The following is a 22603-nucleotide window of genomic DNA, read 5'->3' on the forward strand; positions in this document are numbered from 1 at the left end:
TCAGGCGTCGACGCGTTCCTCGGGCGCGGACGACTTCCGCAGCTTCCGCACCAGCGGCCACGCCAGCAGCACGGCGACGATCGCGTAGACCACCACCGCCATCGGCGAGTTGACCAGCCCGGTCAGCGAGCCGTCGGAGAGTTGCAGCGCCCGCCGCATCTGCTGCTCCGCGCTCGGGCCCAGGATCACGCCGAGCACCGCGGGCAGCACCGGCAGCCCGTAGCGCCGCATGGCGAAGCCGATCAGCCCGATGAGGAACAGCAGCACCAGGTCGATCACCTCACCACCGACCGCGTAGGCCCCGACGCTGGCGAAGAACAGGATGCCCGCGTACAGGTACGGCCGCGGGATCCGCAGCAGCTTCGCCCACACCGGCGCCATCGGCAGGTTGATCACCAGCAGCAGCACCGTGCCGACGAACAGGCTGGCGATCAGCCCCCACACCAGCGCCGACTCGCGTTCGAACAGCAGCGGGCCCGGCTGGATGCCGTACTGCTGGAAGGCCGCCAGCATCACCGCGGCCACCGCCGTGGTCGGCAGGCCGAGGGTCAGCATGGACACCAGGGTGCCCGCCGCCGACGCGCTGGCCGTGGACTCCGGACCGGCGACGCCCTCGATGGCGCCCTTGCCGAACTCGTCCTTGTGCTTGGAGAGCCGCTTCTCCGTGACGTAGGACAGGAAGGTCGGGATCTCCGCGCCACCGGCCGGGATGGCGCCGAACGGGAACCCGATCACCGGCCCGCGCAGCCACGGCTTCCACGTCCGCCGCAGGTCCGCCCTGGACAGCCACGGCCGTCCCACCGGGATCGGCTTCGCCTGCTTCTGCCGCAGGTGCGCGGCCACCCACAGCGACTCGCCCACGGCGAACAGGCCGACCGCCACGATCACCACGTCGATGCCGTCGGACAGGTGCAGCGAGCCGAAGGTCAGCCGCGACTGCCCGGTCATCTCGTCCAGCCCGACCAGGCCGATGGTCAGCCCGATCAGCAGGGACGCGAAGCCGCGGATGCGCGACTTGCCGAGCACCGAGGTCACCGCGATGAACGCGAGCACCATGATGGCGAAGTAGTCCGGCGCCCCGATGTCCACCGCGAGCTCGGCCACCACCGGCGCCAGCAGGACCAGCGCGGTGGTGCCGATGAGGCCGCCGATGAAGTGCCCGATCGCCGCCGCGGCCAGCGCCTGCGAACCGCGGCCCTGGCGGGCCATCGGATTGCCGTCGATGGCCGCGACCACCGCCGCGCTCTCCCCCGGCGTGTTCAGCAGGATCGAGGTGGTCGAACCGCCGAACATGCCGCCGTAGTAGATGCCGGCGAACATGATGAACGCCGCGGTCGGGTCGAGCCCGTAGGTCACCGGCAGCAGCAGGGCCACCGCCATCGCCGGGCCGATGCCCGGCAGCACGCCGATCGCGGTGCCGAGCACCACGCCGATCGCGGCGAAGAGCAGGTGCTGCGGGGTGAGCGCGGTGCCGAACCCGTCGAGCAGATTGGTCAGCGCGTCCATCACAGCACTCCCATCAGCGGGCCACCCGGCAGCGGGACCCCGAGCAGTTCGTTGAACGCCAGCCAGGTCAGCACCGAAACCCCGGCGGCGATCAGCGGATCACGCACGAAGTTGCGGCTGCCCAGCGCGAACGCGGCCCCCCAGAACATCAGCGCCGAGGAGATCGGGAAGCCCGCGGTGTCGATCAGCGCGGCGTTCAGCAGGAACGCCCCGGCCAGCAGGAGCACGGTGCGCCAGTCGGTCGGCGCGTCCAGGTCGACGTCCTCCCCGGCCTCGGCCTCACCGCGGCCGCCACGCAGCACGTTGACCGCCAGCAGCGCGGCCACCAGCACCAGCGCCGAGCCGACCAGCACCGGCACCGCCTTCGGCCCGACCGGGCCGCGCTGGGTGAAGTCGGTCGGGATGCTCAGCGCGTCGGTGAGCACCAGCACGCCGGTGGCCAGCAGCAGCACGCAGATGCCGAGTTCGGAGTGCGTGCGCCACCAGCTCTGGCGCTCCGGCGGCCGCCCGTCCACCGGCTCGTTGTCCACTGTGGTCGTCATGCCAGCCCCAACTCCTTCAGCACCGAAGCCACCCGGTCGTTCTCCGCCTTGAGGAAGGCGCCGTACTCGTCACCGGCGGAGAAGGCGTTGGTCCAGCCGTTGAGCCGCAGCGCGTCCTGCCACTGCTGGGTGTCCTGCAGCCGGGTGAACAGCGAGACCAGCTTCTCCTTGTCCCCGTTCGAGATCCCCGGCGGCGCGACGATGCCGCGCCAGTTCGTGAAGCTCACGTCCACGCCGGACTCCTGCAGCGTCGGCGCGTCCAGCCCGGGCACGCGCTGCGGGCTGGTCACCGCCAGCGCCCGCAGTTCGCCGGCCTCGATCTGGTCGCGCGTCTCGCCGATGCCGGACACGCCGAAGCCGACCTTGCCGCCGAGCACCGAGGCCATCAGCTCGCCACCGCCGTCGAACGGCACGTAGTTCACCGTCGGCGGGGCGATGCCCGCGGCCTTGGCCATCAGCATCGGCGCGAGGTGGTCGGGGCCGCCGGGAGCCGAGCCGCCGCCGACCGGCACCGCACCGGGATTGGCCCTCCACGCCTCGATCAGCTGGCCGATGCTCTGGTACGGCGAGTCCTTGCCCACCACCACGACGTCGGACTCCTCGGTCAGCTTCGCGATCGGCGTGGTGTCCTGCAGCGAGGACGGCGAGCGGTTGGTGTAGACCGCGCCGACCACGCCGAGGCCCATCGACATCGCGAGCTTGCCGTTGCCGCGCTCGTTGACCAGCCTGCCGAGGCCGACCGTGCCGCCGGCCCCCGGGAGGTTGAACACCTCGGTGCTGCCGTTGAGCCCGGCCTCTTCGATGGCCTTGACCGCGGTGCGGGCGGTGATGTCGTAACCACCGCCCGGCGAGTTCGGCACCATCATCCGGAAGTTGCGGATCCGGTCGCCGGATTCGTCGCTGCCGGTGGACACCAGCGGCGGCACGAACACCACCAGCAGGGCGGCGACCAGCACCGACAACCAGGTCTTCTGGTTCTTCATCAGGCACTCCGTTGTACGCCTGCTCGGGTGACCCCGGTTACCCCGAGGCCGATTAGCGAGTCATCGTGCCCCCGCGGTCCGGGTCTGTCTCGCTTGCGCGCTTATCGGTACTTGTGTTCGTTCTGCTCACGGAGTCGTCCGGTCGCGGAAGTGCGATAGTGACCGCATGCAGCCGAAGGGGCGAGCGGCCTCCGCCGAGGGAGGTGGGCGACGGGCGGGGGGTTCGCTGGCGCGCCAGCTGCTCGGGTGGCAGCTGGTGATCGTGTTCGCCCTGCTCGCCTGCGTCGCGTTGTTCTCGGTGGCCCAGTCGAACAAGTCGTTCGCCGACGTCGAGGGCCGCCGCCTGCTGTCGGTGGCGGAGAACGTGGCCGCCACCCCGGGGGTCCGCGAGAACCTGCCCGACCCGCTGCGCCGCGACCCGCTGCCGGTGTTCGCCGAGGGCGCGCGCAGCCTGTCCGGGGCCGACTTCGTGCTGATCACCGACCGGGCGCACCGGATCGTCACCTCACCCGACCCGAAGCAGGTCGGCACCACCCTCGACCTCGGCGACAGCCTGATCACCAGCGGCCGCGCCTGGGTCGGCGAGATCGGTGGCTCGCTGGTCGCGCACGTGCCGGTGATCAGCGATCGCGGCACGGTGGACGGCATCGTCGCCGCCGGCAAGGCCACGCCGGGGTTCTTCGAGGGCATCGGCAACTCGGCCGGGGACGCGCTGGCGCTGCTCGGCATCGCCACCGTGCTCGGCCTCGCCGGGTCGGCCTTGCTGGCGTGGCGGGTCAAGCGGCAGACGTTCGGCATGGAACCGCGGGAGATCGCCGGGCTGGCCGAGCACCGCGAAGCGCTGCTGCACGGCATCAAGGAGGGGGTGCTCGGCCTGGACCAGCAGCACCGGATCACCCTGGTCAACGACCACGCGCGGGAACTGCTGGCGCTGCCTGCCGACTGCGTCGGCACCGCGGTCGCCGACCTGGACCTCAACGAGCGGCTGCGGGACGTGCTGACCGGGCGGGTGCAGGGCACCGACCAGATCGTGCTGCGGGCCGGGCGCGTGCTGGTGCTCAACCGGTTGCCGATCGCCGGGCTCGGGGCCGTGGCCACCCTGCGCGACCGGACCGAACTGGTCACCCTGCGCGAGGAACTGGCCGCCAGCTCGCGCACCACCGACACGCTCCGGGCGCAGGCGCACGAGTTCACCAACCGGCTGCACACCATCGCCGGGCTGATCGAACTGGGCGAGTACGACGAGGTGCGCGAATACGTCGACCTGGTGGCCCACGAGCAGGGCGAGTGGCAGGACAAGGTGACCAGCCGGGTGTCCGACACCGCGGTGGCGGCGCTGCTGATCGCCAAGGCCAGCCTCGCCGCCGAGCAGGGCGCCGGGCTGCGGCTGACCGACGACAGCACCCTGGGCCCGGTGGACGAACGGTTGTCCGGGGACCTGGTCACCGTGGTCGGCAACCTGGTGGACAACGCGCTCGACGCGTTGCGCGCGGCCGGGCCGGGGACCGGGGACTGGATCGAGATCGGCATCCGGCAGGACGAGGCGCGGGTGGAGGTGGTGGTGCGGGATTCCGGACCGGGGGTGGCGCCGGAGATCGCCACCGAGGTGTTCGCCCACGGTTTCACCACCAAGGCCGCCGAGCACGGCGGGCAGCGCGGCCTCGGCCTGGCGCTGACCAGGCAGACCTGCCTCCGGCGCGGCGGCACCGTCGAGGTGCACAACTCCGGCGGCGCGGTCTTCACCGCGGTGCTGCCCCGGGCGGCGCGATGATCCGGGTACTGGTGGTGGACGACGACTTCATGGTCGCGAAGGTCCACAGCGGATACGTCGAGCGGGCGGCGGGCTTCCGCGTGGTCGGCGTGGCCCACACCGGCGCCGACGCCCTGCGCGCGGTCCGCGACCTGCGCCCGGACCTGGTGCTGCTGGACATCTACCTGCCCGACATGGGCGGCATCGCGGTGCTGCGGGCCCTGCGCGCCGATCCGTCCACGGAGGACACCGATGTGGTGATCATCAGCGCCGCGCGGGACGTGGACACCGTGCGCAACGCCATGCGCGGCGGCGTGCTCCATTATTTGATCAAGCCGTTCTCGGCCGCCGCCCTGCACGACCAACTGCAGCACTTCGCCGCCCTGCAAGCAAAACTGGCGCGCCTCTCGGAACGGCGGGAGGTGTCCAACCAGGAGGACGTGGACGACGTCTTCGCCGCCCGCCCCCGAGGCGCGAGCGTGCTGCCGAAAGGGCTGACGCAGCAGACCGCCGAGTTGGTGGCCCAAGCCCTGCGCGCCCGCCCGGACGGCCTCTCCGCCAGCGAATGCGCGCAAGCCACCCAGCTCTCCCGCCCCAGCGCCCGGCGCTACCTGGAGTACTTCGCCGAAACCGGCAAGGCCGAGGTGCGCCTGCGCTACGGCGGCACGGGCCGCCCGGAACGCCAATACCACTGGCTCGCCGACTGACCTCAACCCGCAAGAAACTCCACCACTACCAACGCAACCGCACAGCACGATTTCTGAAGAAGCCGCCAAAGCAAATCACCCGGAACAGCAGCCGCAGGCCGGGCCGCTCAACAGACCACCGCCCCGCCCCGCTCCACCGCAAAAACACGGCGGCCTGAAAAAGCGGGGCGGTGCCTCAATCCTCGAACCGGTTCCGCCGCCCCTTCTTCACATCCGAGCGGCGCTTCTTCGCGGCGATCCGGCGTTCCTTCGAACCCCGCGTCGGTTTGGTGGCGCGTCGCGGTGGTGGTGGCGGGGCGGCGGCCTCGGCCAACGCCGCCGCCAGGCGGGCCCGCGCCGCCTCCCGGTTCGCCAGCTGGGCCCGGTGCTCGCTCGCCGCGATCGTCAGCACCCCGTCGACCAGGCGCCCCGCCAACCGGTCGAGCAGGCGCGCCCGCACCGGCTCCGGCACCGAAGGCGAGCGCGCCACGTCGAACGACAGCTCCACCCGCGAATCCGTGGTGTTCACGCCCTGCCCGCCCGGGCCAGACGACCGCGAGAACCGCTCGCTCAGCTCCCCGGCCGGGATGACGAACCGGGTACCGACGCGGAGGTCAGAACCGGGGGTGGTCACCGGAGAGCACCGCCCGCGGACCGTCCGGGTCCCCGGCGGGGCGGACGTCGCCGAGCACCCAGGCGGGCACGTGCCGCGCGGTCAGCACGGCGAGCGCGCGGTCGACCTCCTCCGGCGCCACCACGGCGACCATGCCGACGCCCATGTTGAAGGTCTTCTCCATCTCGGCGCGCTCCACCCGGCCGCGCTGCGCGATCAACGCGAACACCGGCGCCGGCGTCCACGTGCCGCGCTCCAGCGAAGCCACCAGCCCCCGCGGCATCACCCGCGCCAGGTTGGCCTCCAGGCCACCACCGGTGATGTGCGCGAACGTGCGCACCTCGGTCTCGGCGGCCAGCGCCAGGCAGTCCTTGGCGTAGATGCGGGTCGGCTCCAGCAGCTCCTCGCCGAGCGTGCGGCCGAACTCCTCGACCTGCCCGTCCAGCGGCATCCTGGCGATCTCCAGCAGCACGTGCCGCGCCAGCGAGTACCCGTTCGAGTGCAGCCCGGACGCACCCATCGCGATGACCACGTCACCGGGGCGCACCCGCTCCGGCCCGAGCACGTCGGCGGCCTCGACCACGCCGACCCCGGTCGCCGAGAGGTCGTAGTCGTGCTCACCCATCAGCCCGGGGTGCTCCGCGGTCTCCCCGCCGAGCAACGCGCACCCGGCTTGCACGCAGCCCTCCGCGATACCGCCGACCAGCGCCTCGATCTTCTTCGGCACCACCTTGCCGACGGCGATGTAGTCCTGCAGGAACAGCGGCTCGGCCCCGGTCACCACCAGGTCGTCGACCACCATCGCGACCAGGTCGATGCCGACCGTGTCGTGCTTGTCCAGCGCCTGCGCCACGGCGATCTTGGTGCCCACGCCGTCGGTCGAGGACGCCAGCACCGGCTCGGTCCAGCGGTCCAGCTTCAGCGAGAAGAGCCCGGCGAACCCGCCGACCCCACCGAGCACCTCCGGCCGCGTCGCCCGCTGGGCATGCGGTTTGAGCAGCTCGACCGCCTCGTCACCGGCATCGATGCTGACGCCGGCGGCGGCGTAGGTTGCGTTCGTGGACTCGCTCACGAAAGCGGTCTCCGTCCTTGGGAGGAATCGGCTAAGGACGCCGGACGGCGTCTTCGGCACCGTACCCCGCAGGAGTGACCGGTTTGGCGGCACCTTCGGCAGCGGCGGCGCCGTTCATGCCCTCCAGCAGATGCTTCCCGATCAGCGCGTCGTCCGGCAACGGGATGGGGTACTCCCCGTCGAAGCACGCCGAGCACAGCCGCGACTTCGGCTGCTCGGACGCCGCGATCAGTCCTTCCAGTGACACGTAACCGAGCGAGTCGGCGCCGATCGAGCGGCGGACGCCGTCCGCGTCGACGCCGTTGGCGATCAGTTCGGCCCGCGAGGCGAAGTCGATGCCGTAGAAGCACGGCCAGCGCACCGGCGGCGACGCGATCCGGACGTGCACCTCCAGCGCACCCGCCTCACGCAGCATCCGGACCAGCGCGCGCTGGGTGTTGCCGCGCACGATCGAGTCGTCCACCACCACCAGCCGCTTGCCGCGGATCACGTCGCGCAGCGGGTTCAGCTTCAGCCGGATGCCCAGCTGGCGGATGGTCTGCGACGGCTGGATGAAGGTCCGGCCCACGTAGGCGTTCTTGACCAGGCCGGACCCGTAGGGGATGCCGGACGCCTGGGCGTAGCCGATGGCCGCCGGCGTGCCCGACTCCGGCACCGGGATGACCAGGTCGGCGTCGGCCGGGTGCTCCTTGGCCAGCCGCTTGCCGATGTCCACCCGGGTGGCGTGCACGCTGCGCCCGGCGATCGAGGTGTCCGGGCGGGCCAGGTAGACGTACTCGAACACGCAGCCCTTGGGCTCCGGGGTGGCGAACCGGGAGGACCGCAGGCCCTCGGCGTCGATCGCGATCAGCTCACCCGGCTCGACCTCGCGGACGAACGAGGCGCCGACGATGTCCAGCGCGGCCGTCTCGCTGGCGACCACCCAGCCGCGTTCCAGCCTGCCGAGCACCAGCGGGCGGACGCCGTGCGGGTCGCGGGCGGCGTACAGCGTCGACTCGTCGGCGAAGACCAGGCAGAACGCCCCGCGCAGGGTGGGTAGCAGGTCGAGCGCGGCGGCCTCGATGCCGCGGTCGGCGGCGTTGGCCGCGAGCAGCCCGCAGACCAGGTCGGAGTCGCTGGACGAGCCGGTCAGCCCGGCGTGCGGCTTGAGCCCGGCGGCGACGGTGCGGTCCCGCAGCTCGGCGGTGTTGACCAGGTTGCCGTTGTGCGCGAAGGACAGCCCGCTGCCGGTTTCGGTGGTGCGGAAGATCGGCTGGGCGTTCTCCCAGATGGTCGCGCCGGTGGTCGAATACCGGCAGTGGCCGACGGCGATGTGCCCCTGCAACGAGGACAGCACCTGCTCGTCGAACACCTGGCTGACCAGGCCGAGGTCCTTGAAGACGACGATCTGGCTGCCGTCGGACACCGAGATGCCCGCGGCTTCCTGGCCTCGGTGCTGGAGCGCGTACAGCCCGTAGTAGGCGAGTTTCGCGACCTCCTCGCCGGGGGCCCAGACGCCGAAAACACCGCATTCTTCGCGGGGTTCGGGATCGGGCTGGTCGGTTGCGGCAGGTCCAGTGTTCGACTGGTCGAATACCACCGAGGAGCTCCCTGGAGAAGTGGTCGGGCAAATTTCAGTGTAAACGGTGCTCGACGGGATCTGCCGGGCTGCGCGCGGCATCACAGCACAACACGGAACGCGTCACGAAAAAACGCTGTACAAGGTGGACGGACAAAAGCCCCGGGTGACCAGGTCACCCGGGGCTCGATGGTGCGGCGCGGGGGCTCAGGCGCTGGCGGGCAGCCACTTGGCCACCCCGGCGCGTCCAGGCACCCAGCAGCCCCGGCCGCTGTGCTCGGGTTCCGCCGGGCGCTCCGGCAGCGCGAGCAGTTGGTCGATCACGGTCAGCACGGAGCCGCTGACCTGCCACAGCGTGGTGCGTGGCGCGAGGATGTCCGGCTCGCCGCCGGGCATCCTGGTGGCGATCACGTCGTTCTCGGCGTGCAGCTGGACCACGTCGATCACATCCCCGTGCGCGCGGATGCCGACCACGGCGAGCACCTCGCCGTCGGGGCTGCGCGGGTGCACGAACTGGAAACCGCGGTCGATCAGCCGCCGCAGCCCGGTCTCGGTGTCGCCGACCGGGGTCGCCGGGGCGGCTTCCGCGAAGTCAGTCGAGGACATCGTCGAACTCTCCGTCCTTGGCTCCGGCCAGGAAGGCGGCCATCTCGGCCCGGGTGCAAACGAGGGCCGGGCCCGCCGGGAACCGCGAGTTGCGGACCGCCACGTCACCACCGGCCAGCGGGGCGACCTCGACGCAGTTGCCGAGCGCGCCGCTGCGGGAGCTCTTCCGCCACCGCGCGCCGGTCAGCAGCTCGGCGGGTATGCCGTTGGAGATCCGCGCCACCTCGGTCCCACCCTCCCGGTTGTTCAGCGGATGCAAATGCACGTGCATTTGACTTGTGCTGATGACTCTAGCACGCAGATCCGCAGCTGAGGCCGCACGCACGGCAAATAATGCACCTGTTCTCACAGCGTGATGACAGAGATCAACTACAACCCACGAAGGTGTGAACTGTGGTCAAGGGTGCGAGAAAACAGATACTCAGCGTGGTTGTTCAGAGTTCCGCGCGGATTTTCGCGATGGTGGTGCGGCTGCGCTCCGGGGTTTCGGCGTCGACCGCCAGCCGGTCCAGCGCCCGGCTGTACAACTCGAAGTCGCCCAGCTTCTCCAGGTAGAGCGCACCGGCGAGGTGCTCGATGTAGACGATGTTCGGCAGCTCGGGCTCGGCGAAGCGGAGCAGGGTGAACGCGCCCTCGGCCGAGTAACCGCTCAGCCGGTACGGCACCACCTGCAGCGAGATGTGCGACATGGTGGTCATCTCGAGCAGCTTGTCCAGCTGCTCCTTGAACACCTTCCGGCCGCCGATCGGCCGGTGCAGCACCGATTCGTCGATGACCGCCCACAACCGCGGCGCCTCCGGCCGGTTGAGCAGCTTCTGCCGCCGCATCCGGATCGCCACGCGGCGCTCCACGTCGTCGTCGCGCGATTCGGGGCGGCCGTGGCTGACGATGGCCCGCGCGTATTCCTCGGTCTGCAGCAGACCCGGCACGAACTGCAGCTCGTAGGTCTGGATCCGCTGCGCCGCCTCCTCCAGCCCGACGTAGTCGTCGAACCAGCGCGGCATCAGGTCGTTGTAGCGGTTCCACCAGCCCGGCTGGTTGGACTGCTTGACCAGTTCGACGAAGGCGGCGCGCTCGTTGGGGTCGTCGACGCCGTACATGGTGAGCAGGTCGACCACGTCGCGTTCCTTGAAGCCGACGCGGCCGAGCTCCATGCGGCTGATCTTCGATTCCGAGGCGCGGATGCTGTAGCCGGCTTCCGCCCTGGTCACGCCCTCGCGTTCGCGCAGCCTGCGGAGCTGGGTGCCGAGCACCATGCGGCGCGCGGTGGGCCCGAAGGACTCACCGCTCGGCCCCTCGTTCGAGGTCACTTGCGCTCCCGCTCCCTGTTACTCACACATGCAGTGAGGCGACCACCCAACGTACATACTCATTGTGCACTGTCAAGCCCGCCCTCGTTTACCCACTGGGCGTATCCCCTTACGCTACGTGGATCGTGCTCGGCTTCACAATCCCAGGAGGTTCACCATGCCTGCCGGATCCGCTGCCCCGCCCGAACGCGCACCGGTGGGGGTGGACCCGACCAGGGCCAGCATCGCCCGGGTCTACGACGCCTTCCTCAACGGCAAGGACAACTACGAGATCGACCGCGAGGTGCTGCGCGGGGTGCAGCAGAAGGCCCCGGAAGCGCAGGACCTGGCCACCGAGAACCGCGGTTTCCTGATCAGGGCGTGCCGCTTCCTCGCTGCCCAGACCGGCATCACCCAGTACCTCGACCTCGGTTCCGGCCTGCCCACCGCGGAGAACACGCACCAGGTGGTGCAGCGGCTGGTGCCGGAGTCGACGGTGGTCTACGTGGACAACGACCCGGTGGTGCTCGCGCACGGGCGCGCGCTGCTGGAGGAGAACGACCGCACGCACCTGATCTCGGCCGACATCTTCCACCCGCGGGAAGTGCTCGACCACGAGGAGGTGCGCGCGAACCTGGACTTCGACCAGCCGATCGCGCTGCTGCAGGCGGGCACGCTGCACCACCACGTCGGTGACCCCGGCGAGCCCGCGCGGATCATGCGCGAGTACATCGACGCGCTGGCCCCCGGTTCGTACGTGGCGATCAGCCACTTCCTCGATCCGGAGAACGAGTACAGCTCGGTCGCCCGCAAGATGGAGGACGTGTTCGTGCACAGCCCGATGGGCTCCGGCACCTTCCGCACGCACCAGGAACTGCTGGAGCTCTTCGGCGACCTGGAGCTGGTGGACCCGGGGCTGACCCGGTGCGCCGACTGGTGGCCGGACGGCCCGCGGATCAAGCCGCTGAACCAGGTCCAGCACTGCATCGCGGGCGGCGTCGGCCGGAAGAAGTGACTACGGCCGGAGGACCGGCAGCCAGTGGGCGAGGTCGGCGCGGCTGCCCGACGCGCTGACCCGCCCGCCGTCCACCGCGGTGGCCCAGTCGAGCCGCCCGGTGGCCAGTTCGAGCCAGGTGCGCGGATCGGTCTCCACCACGTTCGGCGGGGTGCCGCGGGTGTGGCGCGGCCCCTCGACGCACTGCACCGCGGCGAACGGCGGCACCCGCACCTCCACCGAACGCCCCGGCGCGTCGGCGGCCAGCGTGCGCAGGCTCAGCCGGACCGCCTTGGCCAGTTCCTGGCGAGCGGGGTCCGGTCCGGTGCCGATCAGCCACGGCAACACCGCGGCCACCGCGGCCCGTAACTCAGCGGGGTCGACCGAACGCGAAGCGGGCATGCCATCCACAGTAGAGTGAGCCGGCACCAGGCTTGCCAAGAACCCAGGATTTCGAAGGAAGAACATGGCGCAGCGCGATGACTCGGACCGGGCCACGGCCGACGGCGGCCAGCGGGCGGTACCGGAGATCACCGCCGGGATGCGCGCCAACGCCAGGGCCAATCCGGACAGCTGGCTGTACGTGATCGACGAGGCGTTCGACCCGAACGGCCCGGTGCCGTCGTGGGCGGTGGTGGGCGCGTACCCGGTGAACACCGCGGGCGAGGTGATCGAGGATTTCCACCCGAACGACGGGTACCGGCCCTCGCCGAAGGCGCTCGGCTTCCCGGAGCCGGGCAACGACCTGGAGCGGCTGCTGCAACTGGTCCGGACCAAGCACCGCCCGGCCGCCGACCTGCCGCGGGTCATCCTCGACTCCACCCTGTTCGTCTACGCGATGTCGCCGGTGCAGCGCACGGTGATCGGCTTCCACAACACCGACGGCCGGGTCATGGTGCCCGCCTACACGGCCAAGGGCCTGGTGCCGCGGGACTGGCCGCACGCCCGCGCGGTGCTCGGCCGGGACGTGGTGGAACTGCTCGCCGGTCACCCGCTGGCGATCAACCCGCACGATCTGGTGACCGCGGTCGTGCCGGCCGAGCACCTGCTCAAGGCGCTCGCCGAGGAAGCCGCTGACCAGGGCTGATTCACTCGATCGCGCGACCTTCGCCGCGCGGGATCGGCCCGTTGGGGGGATCGTCGGAAGTGGACGAACCCCCGACGCGGCAGGAGCGATAAGATGCGCCCGTTTCCTTGTCTCGCGATGTGTGCCGGGCTCGTGCTGACGGTGTTCAGCGCGGTGCCGGCGACCGCCGCCGACTACTCGCTCGCCCAGGACAACCGGGCCGGGTCGCAGATCGCCGCGGTCGAAGGGGTGCACGGCACCCCCGACCACCACCGCTACACCGCCGAGGGCCAGACGCTCGGCCACGACGTCAGCGGGCACCAGGGCGCGGTCGACTGGCCCGCCGCCGCGAACGCGGGCGCGAAGTTCGTCTACGTCAAGGCGACCGAGGGCACCGGCTTCACCAATCCCCAGTTCGGCCAGCAGTACAACGGCGCGCACGGCGTCGGCCTGATCCGGGGCGCGTACCACTTCGGCCGCCCGGACATCTCCGGCGGCGCGGAGCAGGCGCACTACTTCGTGGACAACGGCGGCAGCTGGGCCGGTGACGGCCGGACGCTGCCCGGCGCGCTGGACGTGGAGTACAACCCGTACAGCGACGACAAGTGCTACGGCAAGGACGCCGCCGGCATGGTCGCGTGGATCAAGGACTTCTCCGACACCTACGCCCAGCGCACCGGCCGCCCGCCGGCCATCTACACCTCCACCGGCTGGTGGAAGCTGTGCACCGGCGACAGCCCGGCCTTCGGCGGGACCAATCCGCTCTGGCTGGCGCGCTACGCCCCGGAGATCGGCCCGCTGCCCGCCGGCTGGGCGCAGCAGACCATCTGGCAGTTCGCCGACCACGGCATCCTGCCCGGCGACCAGAACTACTTCAACGGCACCGAGGACCTGATCGCCGGCCTCGCCGCGGGCTGAGTCCCCTCCACCGTCCCCCCCACCGGGCTCGAAAATCACTCACCGCAGGCAGATCTTTCCCGCGATTTCGTGACAAAGCCGACTCCGTCGTCAACAATCAACGACCGAGCGGTCACCTGCAGTGAGCCGTTCACCGCGAGGGTATGTGTGAAGGGATTCCCTATGTCCATGCGAAGAAGCCGTCGCCGCCTGCACGGCGCGGCCATCACCGTCTCAGCGGGCCTGCTCCTGCTGGGTTCCGTTGTTCCAGCGGCCGCGAGCACCTACAACGACGACACCGGTACCGACCCTGCCGAAGCGGTCCCGGCGTTCATCGACGGAATGCCCGTCGACGAATACGTGAAAACCCACGACCACCCCCTCGGCTCGCAGATCCGCCGGGTGGAAGGCGACCATTCGACCGAAGAGACCAAGGCCGCCGCGCAGCAGGAGCCGGCGATCGGCCCCGACGGCGCGGTCATCACCGCCAGCGTCGAAGGCATCGACGTCAGCGGGCACCAGGGCAACGTCAACTGGCAGAACTGGTGGAACCAGGGCAAGCGGTTCGCCTTCGTCAAGGCGACCGAAGGCACCGGGTACAAGAACCCCTACTTCACCCAGCAGTACAACGGTTCCTACAACATCGGGATGATCCGCGGGGCGTACCACTTCGCGTTGCCGGACCGCTCCTCCGGCACCGCGCAGGCGGACTACTTCGTGAACAACGGCGGCGGCTGGTCCGGTGACGGCAAGACGCTGCCGGGTGCGCTCGACATCGAGTTCAACCCGTACGGCGCGACCTGCTACGGCAAGTCGCAGGCGTCCATGGGGGCGTGGATCCGCGAGTTCCACGACCGCTACCACGCACGCACCGGCCGCTGGCCGGTCATCTACACCAACACCAACTGGTGGAACCAGTGCGTCGGCTCGACCCAGAACTTCGGCAGCACGGTGCCGCTGTGGATCGCGCGGTACAGCTCCACCGTCGGCCCGCTCCCGCCGGGCTGGAGCTTCTACTCGTTCTGGCAGTACACCTCCACCCCGATCGACTTCAACCGGTGGAACGGGGACTACGGCCAGCTGCAGAAGATGGCCACGGGCTGAGCCCGGCCCCGGGGGCGCACTCCCGGTGGGCCCCCGGGGATCTCTCAGCTCGGCTAAGCGCCGTCCAAGCCGGTTCGGCGAACCTGGTCCGATGACGGAACCAGGGAGAAGACCACCGAACGCACTGCTGATCGGCATCGCGGCGGCCGTGGTGGTGCTCGCCGCGTTCGCCGTGACCGCCTTCGTCGCACCCGGTTTCCTGCGCGACGACCCCGAGCCCGTGGCCGGTACGACCACCAGCACACCGGTCCGGACCACTCAGCCGACCACCGACACGCCCACCCCCACCCCGACCCCCACGCCCGGCACCCCCCGCCCGACCGCCGAACCCGCGCCGGGTGGTCGCGGCGGCACCGGCCCGGCCGACGCGAGCGTGCAGAAGGTGATCGAGGACTTCGTCGCCGAGCTGAACGCGGGTGACGCCGGTGGGGCGAAGCAACTGATGTGCGCGGGCGGCCGCGGGGACGACTCGGCCGTGGGCGCACTCGCCGCGCAGCAGCCGTCACTGCAGGTGAGCGAGCTGGAGGCCAAGTCGCCGAAGGTTCTCACCGGACAGGTCACCGGCACCGCCGGTGGTCAGCCGGTGACCGCCACCGTGACCGCGACCGCGGCCATCGGCCCGGCCTGCGTCGGCTTGTTCACCCTCTCTTGACCAGGTGTTTCCGGTCAAGCGGCTCCCATTCGGTCACGATCGGACGGGAGCCGCTGTGCTCGCACCGGTGCCAGCCGGAAGAATGGGCCGCACCACGGCTCGTGCCGTGGTGAGATGCGACCCGGAACACCCGCTTTATGGGAAGGCAGCCTGATGACGTACCCACCGCAGCCGGGGCAGCAGCCCGATCCGTACGGCCAGGGCGGCTATGGCCAGCAGCCACAGTCCGGTGGATTCCCGCAGCAGGGCCAGCCCTACGGCCAGCAGCCCGGGTACGACCAGTACGGCCAGCCCCAGCAACCCGGTTACGACCAGTACGGCCAGCAGCAGCAGTACGGCCAGCAGCCCGGTTACGACCAGTACGGGCAGCAGCAGTACGGCCAGACCCAGCAGTTCCAGGGCTACCCGCAGGGCGGCGACGGCTACGGCCAGCCGCCGAAGAAGAGCAAGGCCGGGCTGTGGATCGGCCTCGCCGCCGGTCTGGTGGTGCTGATCGCGGTGGGCATCACCGGTTTTGTCGCCCCCGGTTTTTTCCTCAGCGACGACGAGCCGACCAACACCGCCGGTGGCCAGACCACCAGCGAAGCGCCGGCCAGCAGCGAGAAGCCCAGTTCCAAGTCGTCCTCGCGCAGGCCGTCGGCGGACGCGCCGTCCTCGAGCAGCAAACCGGCCCCCGGCGGTTCCGGCGACTCCGCGGTGGAGCAGGTCATCCGCGACATGGTGGACAAGATCAACGCCGCCGACGCCTCCGGCGCGATGAGCTTCGTCTGCGACGGCTCGGAGGGTTCCACCGAGTCGACCGTGCAGGAACTGGTGTCGAAGAAGCCCAACCTGAAGATCGACGAGGTCACCTCGGACACCCCGGGCACCGTGGTCGCCACGGCCACCGGCTCGGCGGGCGGCCAGCAGGTCCACGCCACCTTCGGCGCCGGTGACCTGAGCACCGGACCGTGCGTGGCCGCGGTCTTCGCTTTCTGATCCCGGTTGCCCCACGGCCGGGCACGACCAGGCAGAATGCCCGGTCAGGGGCAACGCGCGCGGACTCGGGAACCCGGGCCTCCGTCACCGCGTCGCAGCTACGGGGCGCAGCTCGCGCACGCAGTACTACGGAGGCTTTGACATGACCTACCCACCTCAGCCGGGGCAGCCGTACGGCCAGCAACCCGACCCTTACGGCCAGGGCCAGGGCGGGTACCCCCAGTCGGGCGGCTTCCAGCAGCCGGGTCAGTACGGGCAGCAGCCCGGCTACGACCAGTACGGCCAGCAACAGCCGGGTTATGACCAGTACGGGCAGCAACAGCAGCCCGGGTACGACCAGTACGGCCAGCAGCAGTACGGGCAGACCCAGCAGTTCCAGGGCTACCCGCAGGGCGGCGACGGCTACGGCCAGCCGCCGAAGAAGAAGAGCATGGCCGGGCTGTGGATCGGGCTGTCCGCGGCGCTGGTGGTGCTGATCGCGGTGGGCATCACCGGTTTTGTCGCCCCCGGTTTCTTCCTCAGCGACGACGAGGGCCCCGAAGGCACCACGAACGCGATCGTGGCCGCGCTGAACACCCAGGACAAGACCGCGATCCAGGGGCTGATCTGCGCGGACGCCTCGGAGCAGGTCAAGAACGTGCCGGGCGAGGTGGACGAGCTGAGCGCCGCGCGGCTGGTCACCGGGCCGACGAAGAAGTCGGACACCGAGTACACGGCCACCGTCGAGGTGACGCTGAAGTCCGGCGGTGACACCGGCCAGTTCGACGGCACCCTGGTCAAGTCGGGCGAAAGCTGGTGCTGGAAGGGCGTTACCGGCAACACCAGCGCCGGGGGCACCTCGGCCAAGCCGCCGACCAAGCCGAACTCGACCAGCCCGAAGACCCCGTCGAAGCCGACCCGCCCGAGCGGCTCCGGCAGCTCCGACGGCAAGGCGCTGATCGACGAGTTCATCAGCAAGGTCAACGCCGGTGACAAGGCAGGCGCGCTGGCCATGGCCTGCTCCAGCACGGCCAGCCTGCTGGAGACCACGGTCGGCTACGCGATCGAGGGCCAGGGCAACTACACCGTCGCCTCCGCCCCGCCGGACGAGACGCTGGTCAGCGCGGACATCACCGGTACCGAGAGCGGCCGGTCGGTCTCCGGCTCGGTGAGCGCGACCAACTTCGACGACGCCGGGTTCTGCATCAGCACCTTCTACGCCTTCTGAGCCGTGCGGCGAGCGGTCAGGTCCCCGCTGGCGCTGACGATCGCGCTCGCGGTCGTGCTGCTGGTGGGGATCAGCGTGTGGTTGCTGACCGATCCCAAGACCACCCGTGCCGACGCACTGCGCACGGGTGGTCTGGCGGGCGGCTCCATCGTGGCGTTGTACGCGTTGTGGCTCAACGACCGGCGGCGCAAGGTCGAAGAGGGCAGGCAGGAGATCGAGCGGCAGCGCCACGACCTGGAGAGCCACCGGGCCGAGCGCGACCTGGAGCGGGTGGCCGACGAGCGGTTCGCGAAGGCCGTCGAACTGCTCGGGAACGACGCGGACCAGGTGCGGGTCGGCGCGCTGCACGCGCTGGCCGGGCTGGCGCGGACGCGGGTGGCCTACCGGCAGACCGTGCTGGACGTGCTGTGCTCCTACCTGCGGCGCCCGTTCGAGCACGACCCCGAGACCGAGGACCCGGAGCTCAGGCGCGAAGGGGTGGTCCGGCAGACCGCCCAGCGCCTGATCGCCGGGCTGCTCCCGGCCCGTGACGACACCGAGGCCGAGGCGTACGACCTGGACCTGACCACGGCCACCCTGGACCACTTCGACCTGTCCGGGCACAAGGTGGGCGAGGTGACCCTGCGCCACGCCAAACTGCACAGCACGACGCGCTTCCAGGAGATGACCTTCGAAGGTCCGCTGTGGATGACCGCGGCGACGCTGGAAGGCAAGCTGCGGCTGGACGACTCGAAACTGCAGCGGGGTTGGTTCAGCGGCACCAAGTTCAGGGCCAGGGCCGCCTTCGTGCGCAGCGAGTTCAGCGGCGAGGTTTCCTTCGAGGGCGCGGAGTTCAGCGGCGAAGCCCTGTTCGAGGGCACCACCTTCGGCGATTCGCTGAACCTGCGGCGCACGAAGTTCGACGACCACGCGGACCTGCGGATGACCTCGGTCCCGTCGTCGCTGGACCTGTACCACACGCTGGTCCGCCCGGACCGCGAACACGAGCTGCCCGCGGGCCTCGGCAAGCAGCGCCAGCCGAACGGCGACGTGCGCATCGTCGCCGTCCGGCCCTGAGCGCTCAGTCGAACAACGCGGGGAGCGTGCGCTCCCAGGTCTCCCGCAGCTCGTCCAGGCCGAAGCTGGTCACGCCCTGGATCTCCAGCGAGCCCGACTCCGGGTCCACCACGCCGGTCTTGCGCCACGGCAGGCCGCGGGCGGTGCACATCTCGGTGAAGCGCAGTTCCTCGGTCCGCGGCACGGCGACCAGCACCCGGCCCGCCGACTCGGAGAACAGCTGCACGAACGGGTCGAGCTCGTCGTCGAGCACCACGCGGGCCCCGCACTGTCCGATGAGGACGGTCTCGACCAGCGTCTGCGCCAGGCCGCCGTCGGAGAGGTCGTGCGCGGCGGAGATCATGCCGTCGCGCGAACCCGCCACCAGGATCTCGGCGAGCAGCTTCTCGCGCTGGAGGTCGACCTTCGGCGGCACCCCGCCGAGGTGGCCGTGCACGACGTGCGCCCAGGCCGAGCCGTCCAGCTCGTCGTGGGTGTCACCGAGCAGCAGCAGCGTTTCGCCAGCCTCCGCGCCGATGCCGGTCGGAATGCGGCGGCGGACGTCGTCGAGCACGCCGAGCACCCCGACCACCGGCGTCGGCAGGATCGCCGTGTCACCGGTCTGGTTGAAGAAGCTGACGTTGCCGCCGGTCACCGGCACGCCCAGCTCGGCGCAGCCGTCGGCGAGGCCGTGCACCGCGCGCTCGAACTGCCACATCACCCCGGGATCGGTCGGTGCGCCGAAGTTCAGGCAGTTGGTCACCGCGACCGGGGTGGCCCCGCTGGTGGCCACGTTGCGGTAGGACTCGGCCAGCGCCAGCTGGGTGCCCCGGTACGGGTCGAGGTAGACGAACTTCGCGTTGCAGTCGGTCGACACGGCGACCCCGCGACCGGTCGACTCGTCGATCCGGATCACCCCGGAGTTCGCCGGCTGCGCGAGCACGGTGTTGCCGCGCACGTAGCGGTCGTACTGGCTGGTGACCCACTCCTTGGACGCCTGGTTCGGCGAGGAGATCACCCGCAGCACGGTCTCGCGGATCTCGTCCCCGGTCGACGGGCGCTTCAGCGACGCCGTGGTGTCCGCCTGCAGGGTGTCCTGGGTGGACGGACGGGCGTACGGCCGCTCGTACACCGGGCCCTGGTGCGCCACGGTCCGCGGGGGCACGTCCACCACGACCTCGTCGTGCCAGGTGATCACCAGGTGGTCGCCGTCGGTCACCTCGCCGATCTCGGTGGCGGTCACGTCCCACTTGGCGCACACCGCCATGAAGGCGTCCACATCGGACGGTGCCACCACGGCGCACATGCGTTCCTGCGACTCGCTGGAGAGGATCTCCGCCGGGGTCATGCCCTCGGCACGCAGCGGCACCCGGTCCAGCACGATGTGCATACCGCCGTCACCGGCCGCGGCCAGCTCGGAGGTGGCGCACGACAGGCCCGCGCCGCCGAGGTCCTGGATGCCGACCACCAGCTTCTCGGCGAACAGCTCCAGGCAGCACTCGATCAGCACCTTCTCGGTGAACGGGTCGCCGACCTGCACGCTGGGCAGCTTCTTGCGGCCGGTGTTCTCCGAGAAGCTGTCGCTGGCCAGCACCGAAACGCCGCCGATGCCGTCGAGACCGGTGCGCGCGCCGAAGAGGATGATCTTGTTGCCGGTGCCCGAGGCGTGCGCGAGGTGCAGGTCCTCGACCCGCATGGCGCCCACGCACAGCGCGTTCACCAGCGGGTTGCCCGCGTAGCTCTCGTCGAAGACCACCTCGCCGCCGATGTTCGGCAGGCCGAGGCAGTTGCCGTACCCGGCCACCCCGGCGACCACGCCGGGCAGCACCCGGCGGGTGTCCGGCGCGTCGGCCGGGCCGAAGCGCAGCGGGTCGGCCACCGCGAGCGGGCGCGCGCCCATCGCCAGGATGTCGCGCACGATGCCGCCGACGCCGGTGGCCGCGCCCTGGTAGGGCTCCACGTAGGACGGGTGGTTGTGGCTCTCCACCTTGAAGGTGACCGCCCAGCCGTCGCCGATGTCGACCACACCGGCGTTCTCCCCGATGCCCGCCAGCATCTTCTCCTGCATCTCCGGCGTGGTGGTCTCGCCGAAGTAACGCAGGTGCACCTTCGAGGACTTGTACGAGCAGTGCTCGCTCCACATCACCGAGTACATCGCCAGCTCGGCGTCGGTGGGGCGGCGGCCGAGGATTTCCCGGATCCGGGCGTACTCGTCCTCGGCCAGGCCGAGTTCGAGGTAGGGCTGCGGCACGTCGGGCGTCGCCGCGGCGCGTTCGGTGGTATCGGTGCTGGTCACGGTGTCCACGAGGCACAGGGTACGGGTGCGCCGGAGGGCACTCCGACAGGTGGTCGGCGGAAAATCGGTCGCCTCGGCGAGCGGCTGCCGCATACCGTCGGGACTCGTGCCCGGAAAACCTTATCCCGCCCCGGAAGTGCGGTTGCCCGAACGGCTGACCCCGCTGCGGTACCTGTTCGCGCTGCTGCGGGCGCGGCCGTGGCTGGCGACCGCCTCGGCGGTGCTGGGGGCGGCCTGGCTGGTGCCGGGCGCGTTGCTGCCGCTGGTGGTCGGCCGGGCGATCGACGCGGGCATCGCCGGCGCGGACACCGCCGAGCTGGTCTGGAACGTGGTGCTGGTGGCCGCGCTGGGCGTGCTGCAGACGGCCTTCGGCGCCGGGCTGCTGTTCGCCGCGCACGGCATGTGGCTGCACGCCGCGTCCACCACCCAGCGCCTGGTTTCGCACCACACGCTGCGGCTGGGCGCCGACCTGCGCGGGCAGGCGGACACCGGCGACATGATGGCGATCGCCTCCTCCGACGAGAACCGGGTGGGAGCGATCTTCGAGGTCTTCGGCCGGGTGCTCGGCGCGGTGGTCGCGTTCCTGACCGTCGGCATCGTGCTGCTGGGCACCTCGCCGCTGCTGGCCGCGGTCGCGCTGGTCGGCGTGCCGCTGGCGGTGGCCGGGATCGGGCCGCTGATCGCGCCGCTGCAACGCCGCCAGGAAGCCCAGCGCGAGGAACTGTCCACGGTGAACGCGCTGGCCGCGGACATCGTCTCCGGCCTGCGCGTGCTGCGGGGCGTGGGCGGGGAGCGGCAGTTCCACCGCCGGTTCACCAAGGCCAGCCAGCAGGTGCGCGAGCAGGGCAACGGGGTGGCGAGCAGCACCTCGTGGCTGGTCGGCGCCGAGGTGCTGCTACCGGGACTGGTCACCGTGGCGATCACCTGGCTGGGGGCGCGGCTGGCCTCGGCAGGCACGATCACCATCGGCGAGCTGGTCGCCTTCTACGGCGCCTCGGCGTTCCTGATCATCCCGGTGAGCACCACCACGGAGGCGGCGGGCTCGTTCTCCGGCGCCGTGGTGGCGTCGCGGAAGGTGTGCAAGATGCTGGGGCTGCGGCCCGAGCTGGACGATCCGGCCGAGCCGATCGCGCTGCCGGACGGGCCGCTGGAGCTGCACGACACCGAGTCCGGCTTCACCGCCGTCGCCGGAAAGCTGACCGTGATCGAGACACCGGACGCCGAGGCGCTGGCGAGCAGGCTGGCGCGGTTCACCGATCCGGCCGAGCCGGTGCTGGTGTCCGGGGTGGACGTCCGGCGCGCTTCGCTGGCCGAGCTGCGGTCGCGGGTGGTCTACGCGCACAACCAGGACGTCTGGTTCTCGGGGGTGCTGCGGGAGCAGATCGTCACCCCCGGCTCGATCACCGTCGAAGCGGCGCTGACCGCGGCGGACGCCGACGACATCGTGGACGCGCTGCCGCTGGGGCTCGACGAGCTGATCGGCGAACGCGGCCGGGAGGTCTCCGGCGGGCAGCGGCAGCGGCTGAACCTGGCCAGGGCGCTGGCCCTGGACGCCGACGTGCTGCTGCTGGACGAACCGACGTCGGCGGTGGACGCGCACACCGAGGCACGCATCACCGAGCGGGTGGCCGAGTTGCGGCGCGGCCGGACGACCGTGGTGTTCAGCCAGAGCCCGCTGTGGCGGGCGGTAGCGGACGAATACGTTTTCGAGGAGAGGCAACCGTGCAGCTGAAGCTGCCGCTGGCCGACGTGGCGCAGGCCCGCGGCTG

The 22603-nt window shown here is 70.9% G+C and carries 22 protein-coding genes; 11 read left to right on the plus strand and 11 right to left on the minus strand.

Going from position 1 to position 22603, the window contains the following annotated elements:
• Genes AC07EG_RS29350 through AC07EG_RS29360 form a run of 3 tightly spaced genes read right to left on the minus strand, consistent with a single transcriptional unit; the run spans position 1 to position 3031 of the window.
• The gene (locus AC07EG_RS29350; protein WP_478256446.1) at positions 1 to 1506 is read right to left on the minus strand and encodes a tripartite tricarboxylate transporter permease; all 1506 of its coding nucleotides are present in this window, start codon (positions 1504 to 1506) and stop codon (positions 1 to 3) included.
• Positions 1506 to 2048, minus strand: a complete 543-nt coding sequence (locus AC07EG_RS29355) for a tripartite tricarboxylate transporter TctB family protein (protein WP_478256447.1) — start codon at positions 2046 to 2048, stop codon at positions 1506 to 1508. The genes AC07EG_RS29350 and AC07EG_RS29355 overlap by 1 nt, the downstream gene beginning before the upstream one ends.
• Entirely contained in the window at positions 2045 to 3031 is a 987-nt protein-coding gene (locus AC07EG_RS29360; protein WP_478256448.1) for a Bug family tripartite tricarboxylate transporter substrate binding protein, read from the minus strand. The genes AC07EG_RS29355 and AC07EG_RS29360 overlap by 4 nt, the downstream gene beginning before the upstream one ends.
• 166 nt (positions 3032 to 3197) lie before the next feature.
• Between AC07EG_RS29360 and AC07EG_RS29365 the strand changes: the two genes are divergently transcribed.
• Complete coding sequence (locus AC07EG_RS29365; protein WP_478256449.1) at positions 3198 to 4802, plus strand: sensor histidine kinase; 1605 nt, start codon at positions 3198 to 3200, stop codon at positions 4800 to 4802.
• Entirely contained in the window at positions 4799 to 5488 is a 690-nt protein-coding gene (locus tag AC07EG_RS29370; RefSeq protein ID WP_478256450.1) for a response regulator, read from the plus strand. The genes AC07EG_RS29365 and AC07EG_RS29370 overlap by 4 nt, the downstream gene beginning before the upstream one ends.
• Positions 5489 to 5663: 175 nt before the next feature.
• Here the strand turns inward: AC07EG_RS29370 and arfB are convergent, their stop codons facing one another.
• From arfB to AC07EG_RS29400, 6 genes are all read right to left on the minus strand, one after another.
• Entirely contained in the window at positions 5664 to 6101 is a 438-nt protein-coding gene (arfB, locus tag AC07EG_RS29375; RefSeq protein WP_478256451.1) for an alternative ribosome rescue aminoacyl-tRNA hydrolase ArfB, read from the minus strand.
• On the minus strand, positions 6082 to 7152 hold the full coding sequence (gene purM, locus AC07EG_RS29380; RefSeq protein ID WP_478256452.1) for a phosphoribosylformylglycinamidine cyclo-ligase: 1071 nt from the start codon (positions 7150 to 7152) through the stop codon (positions 6082 to 6084). Before purM ends, arfB begins: the two co-directional genes overlap by 20 nt.
• Before the next feature lie 31 nt (positions 7153 to 7183).
• Entirely contained in the window at positions 7184 to 8731 is a 1548-nt protein-coding gene (gene purF, locus AC07EG_RS29385) for an amidophosphoribosyltransferase (protein ID WP_478256453.1), read from the minus strand.
• A gap of 186 nt (positions 8732 to 8917) precedes the next feature.
• Positions 8918 to 9316 carry a hypothetical protein gene (locus tag AC07EG_RS29390; protein WP_478256454.1) on the minus strand — a complete coding sequence of 133 codons (399 nt, stop codon included), beginning with the start codon at positions 9314 to 9316 and terminating at the stop codon, positions 8918 to 8920.
• Positions 9303 to 9587 carry a DUF397 domain-containing protein gene (locus AC07EG_RS29395; RefSeq protein WP_478256455.1) on the minus strand — a complete coding sequence of 95 codons (285 nt, stop codon included), beginning with the start codon at positions 9585 to 9587 and terminating at the stop codon, positions 9303 to 9305. The genes AC07EG_RS29390 and AC07EG_RS29395 overlap by 14 nt, the downstream gene beginning before the upstream one ends.
• 163 nt (positions 9588 to 9750) lie before the next feature.
• Complete coding sequence (locus AC07EG_RS29400) at positions 9751 to 10572, minus strand: helix-turn-helix domain-containing protein (protein WP_478256536.1); 822 nt, start codon at positions 10570 to 10572, stop codon at positions 9751 to 9753.
• 211 nt (positions 10573 to 10783) lie between these two features.
• Between AC07EG_RS29400 and AC07EG_RS29405 the strand changes: the two genes are divergently transcribed.
• Positions 10784 to 11620 (plus strand): SAM-dependent methyltransferase, encoded by an 837-nt coding sequence (locus tag AC07EG_RS29405; protein WP_478256456.1) that lies wholly within the window; start codon positions 10784 to 10786, stop codon positions 11618 to 11620.
• Here the strand turns inward: AC07EG_RS29405 and AC07EG_RS29410 are convergent, their stop codons facing one another.
• Entirely contained in the window at positions 11621 to 12001 is a 381-nt protein-coding gene (locus AC07EG_RS29410; RefSeq protein WP_478256457.1) for a sterol carrier family protein, read from the minus strand. It lies immediately after the preceding gene.
• Positions 12002 to 12065: 64 nt separating this feature from the next.
• Between AC07EG_RS29410 and AC07EG_RS29415 the strand changes: the two genes are divergently transcribed.
• From AC07EG_RS29415 to AC07EG_RS29445, 7 genes are all read left to right on the plus strand, one after another.
• Positions 12066 to 12686 (plus strand): type VII secretion system-associated protein, encoded by a 621-nt coding sequence (locus tag AC07EG_RS29415; protein WP_478256458.1) that lies wholly within the window; start codon positions 12066 to 12068, stop codon positions 12684 to 12686.
• 117 nt (positions 12687 to 12803) lie between these two features.
• On the plus strand, positions 12804 to 13583 hold the full coding sequence (locus tag AC07EG_RS29420) for a lysozyme (protein WP_478256459.1): 780 nt from the start codon (positions 12804 to 12806) through the stop codon (positions 13581 to 13583).
• A 162-nt stretch (positions 13584 to 13745) separates the two neighbouring features.
• Positions 13746 to 14666: a lysozyme gene (locus AC07EG_RS29425; protein ID WP_478256460.1), complete on the plus strand. Its 921-nt coding sequence runs from the start codon at positions 13746 to 13748 to the stop codon at positions 14664 to 14666.
• Positions 14667 to 14757: 91 nt separating this feature from the next.
• Complete coding sequence (locus tag AC07EG_RS29430; protein ID WP_478256461.1) at positions 14758 to 15318, plus strand: hypothetical protein; 561 nt, start codon at positions 14758 to 14760, stop codon at positions 15316 to 15318.
• 153 nt (positions 15319 to 15471) lie between these two features.
• On the plus strand, positions 15472 to 16296 hold the full coding sequence (locus AC07EG_RS29435) for a hypothetical protein (protein ID WP_478256462.1): 825 nt from the start codon (positions 15472 to 15474) through the stop codon (positions 16294 to 16296).
• A 142-nt stretch (positions 16297 to 16438) separates the two neighbouring features.
• Positions 16439 to 17503, plus strand: a complete 1065-nt coding sequence (locus AC07EG_RS29440; protein WP_478256463.1) for a hypothetical protein — start codon at positions 16439 to 16441, stop codon at positions 17501 to 17503.
• Between the two features lie 3 nt (positions 17504 to 17506).
• Complete coding sequence (locus AC07EG_RS29445; protein ID WP_478256464.1) at positions 17507 to 18559, plus strand: pentapeptide repeat-containing protein; 1053 nt, start codon at positions 17507 to 17509, stop codon at positions 18557 to 18559.
• 4 nt (positions 18560 to 18563) lie between these two features.
• On the opposite strand, the gene purL is transcribed toward AC07EG_RS29445, so the two are convergent.
• Positions 18564 to 20834 (minus strand): phosphoribosylformylglycinamidine synthase subunit PurL, encoded by a 2271-nt coding sequence (gene purL, locus AC07EG_RS29450; protein ID WP_478256537.1) that lies wholly within the window; start codon positions 20832 to 20834, stop codon positions 18564 to 18566.
• A 106-nt stretch (positions 20835 to 20940) separates the two neighbouring features.
• Here purL and AC07EG_RS29455 point away from each other — a divergent pair, with 106 nt between their 5' ends.
• On the plus strand, positions 20941 to 22566 hold the full coding sequence (locus AC07EG_RS29455) for an ABC transporter transmembrane domain-containing protein (RefSeq protein ID WP_478256465.1): 1626 nt from the start codon (positions 20941 to 20943) through the stop codon (positions 22564 to 22566).
• The last annotated feature ends 37 nt before the right edge of the window (positions 22567 to 22603 follow it).

Source organism: Amycolatopsis sp. NPDC045836 (assembly GCF_056431745.1).

Excerpts from the sequence above, each read along its gene's own strand:
- AC07EG_RS29350 (WP_478256446.1), bottom strand. The coding sequence starts at position 1,506 with ATGGACGCGCTGACCAATCTGCTCGACGGGTTCGGCACCGCGCTCACC.
- AC07EG_RS29355 (WP_478256447.1), bottom strand. The coding sequence starts at position 2,048 with ATGACGACCACAGTGGACAACGAGCCGGTGGACGGGCGGCCGCCGGAG.
- AC07EG_RS29360 (WP_478256448.1), bottom strand. The coding sequence starts at position 3,031 with ATGAAGAACCAGAAGACCTGGTTGTCGGTGCTGGTCGCCGCCCTGCTG.
- AC07EG_RS29365 (WP_478256449.1), top strand. The coding sequence starts at position 3,198 with ATGCAGCCGAAGGGGCGAGCGGCCTCCGCCGAGGGAGGTGGGCGACGG.
- AC07EG_RS29370 (WP_478256450.1), top strand. The coding sequence starts at position 4,799 with ATGATCCGGGTACTGGTGGTGGACGACGACTTCATGGTCGCGAAGGTC.
- AC07EG_RS29390 (WP_478256454.1), bottom strand. The coding sequence starts at position 9,316 with ATGTCCTCGACTGACTTCGCGGAAGCCGCCCCGGCGACCCCGGTCGGC.
- AC07EG_RS29395 (WP_478256455.1), bottom strand. The coding sequence starts at position 9,587 with ATGCACGTGCATTTGCATCCGCTGAACAACCGGGAGGGTGGGACCGAG.
- AC07EG_RS29400 (WP_478256536.1), bottom strand. The coding sequence starts at position 10,572 with ATGGTGCTCGGCACCCAGCTCCGCAGGCTGCGCGAACGCGAGGGCGTG.
- AC07EG_RS29405 (WP_478256456.1), top strand. The coding sequence starts at position 10,784 with ATGCCTGCCGGATCCGCTGCCCCGCCCGAACGCGCACCGGTGGGGGTG.
- AC07EG_RS29410 (WP_478256457.1), bottom strand. The coding sequence starts at position 12,001 with ATGCCCGCTTCGCGTTCGGTCGACCCCGCTGAGTTACGGGCCGCGGTG.
- AC07EG_RS29415 (WP_478256458.1), top strand. The coding sequence starts at position 12,066 with ATGGCGCAGCGCGATGACTCGGACCGGGCCACGGCCGACGGCGGCCAG.
- AC07EG_RS29420 (WP_478256459.1), top strand. The coding sequence starts at position 12,804 with ATGTGTGCCGGGCTCGTGCTGACGGTGTTCAGCGCGGTGCCGGCGACC.
- AC07EG_RS29425 (WP_478256460.1), top strand. The coding sequence starts at position 13,746 with ATGTCCATGCGAAGAAGCCGTCGCCGCCTGCACGGCGCGGCCATCACC.
- AC07EG_RS29430 (WP_478256461.1), top strand. The coding sequence starts at position 14,758 with ATGACGGAACCAGGGAGAAGACCACCGAACGCACTGCTGATCGGCATC.
- AC07EG_RS29435 (WP_478256462.1), top strand. The coding sequence starts at position 15,472 with ATGACGTACCCACCGCAGCCGGGGCAGCAGCCCGATCCGTACGGCCAG.
- AC07EG_RS29440 (WP_478256463.1), top strand. The coding sequence starts at position 16,439 with ATGACCTACCCACCTCAGCCGGGGCAGCCGTACGGCCAGCAACCCGAC.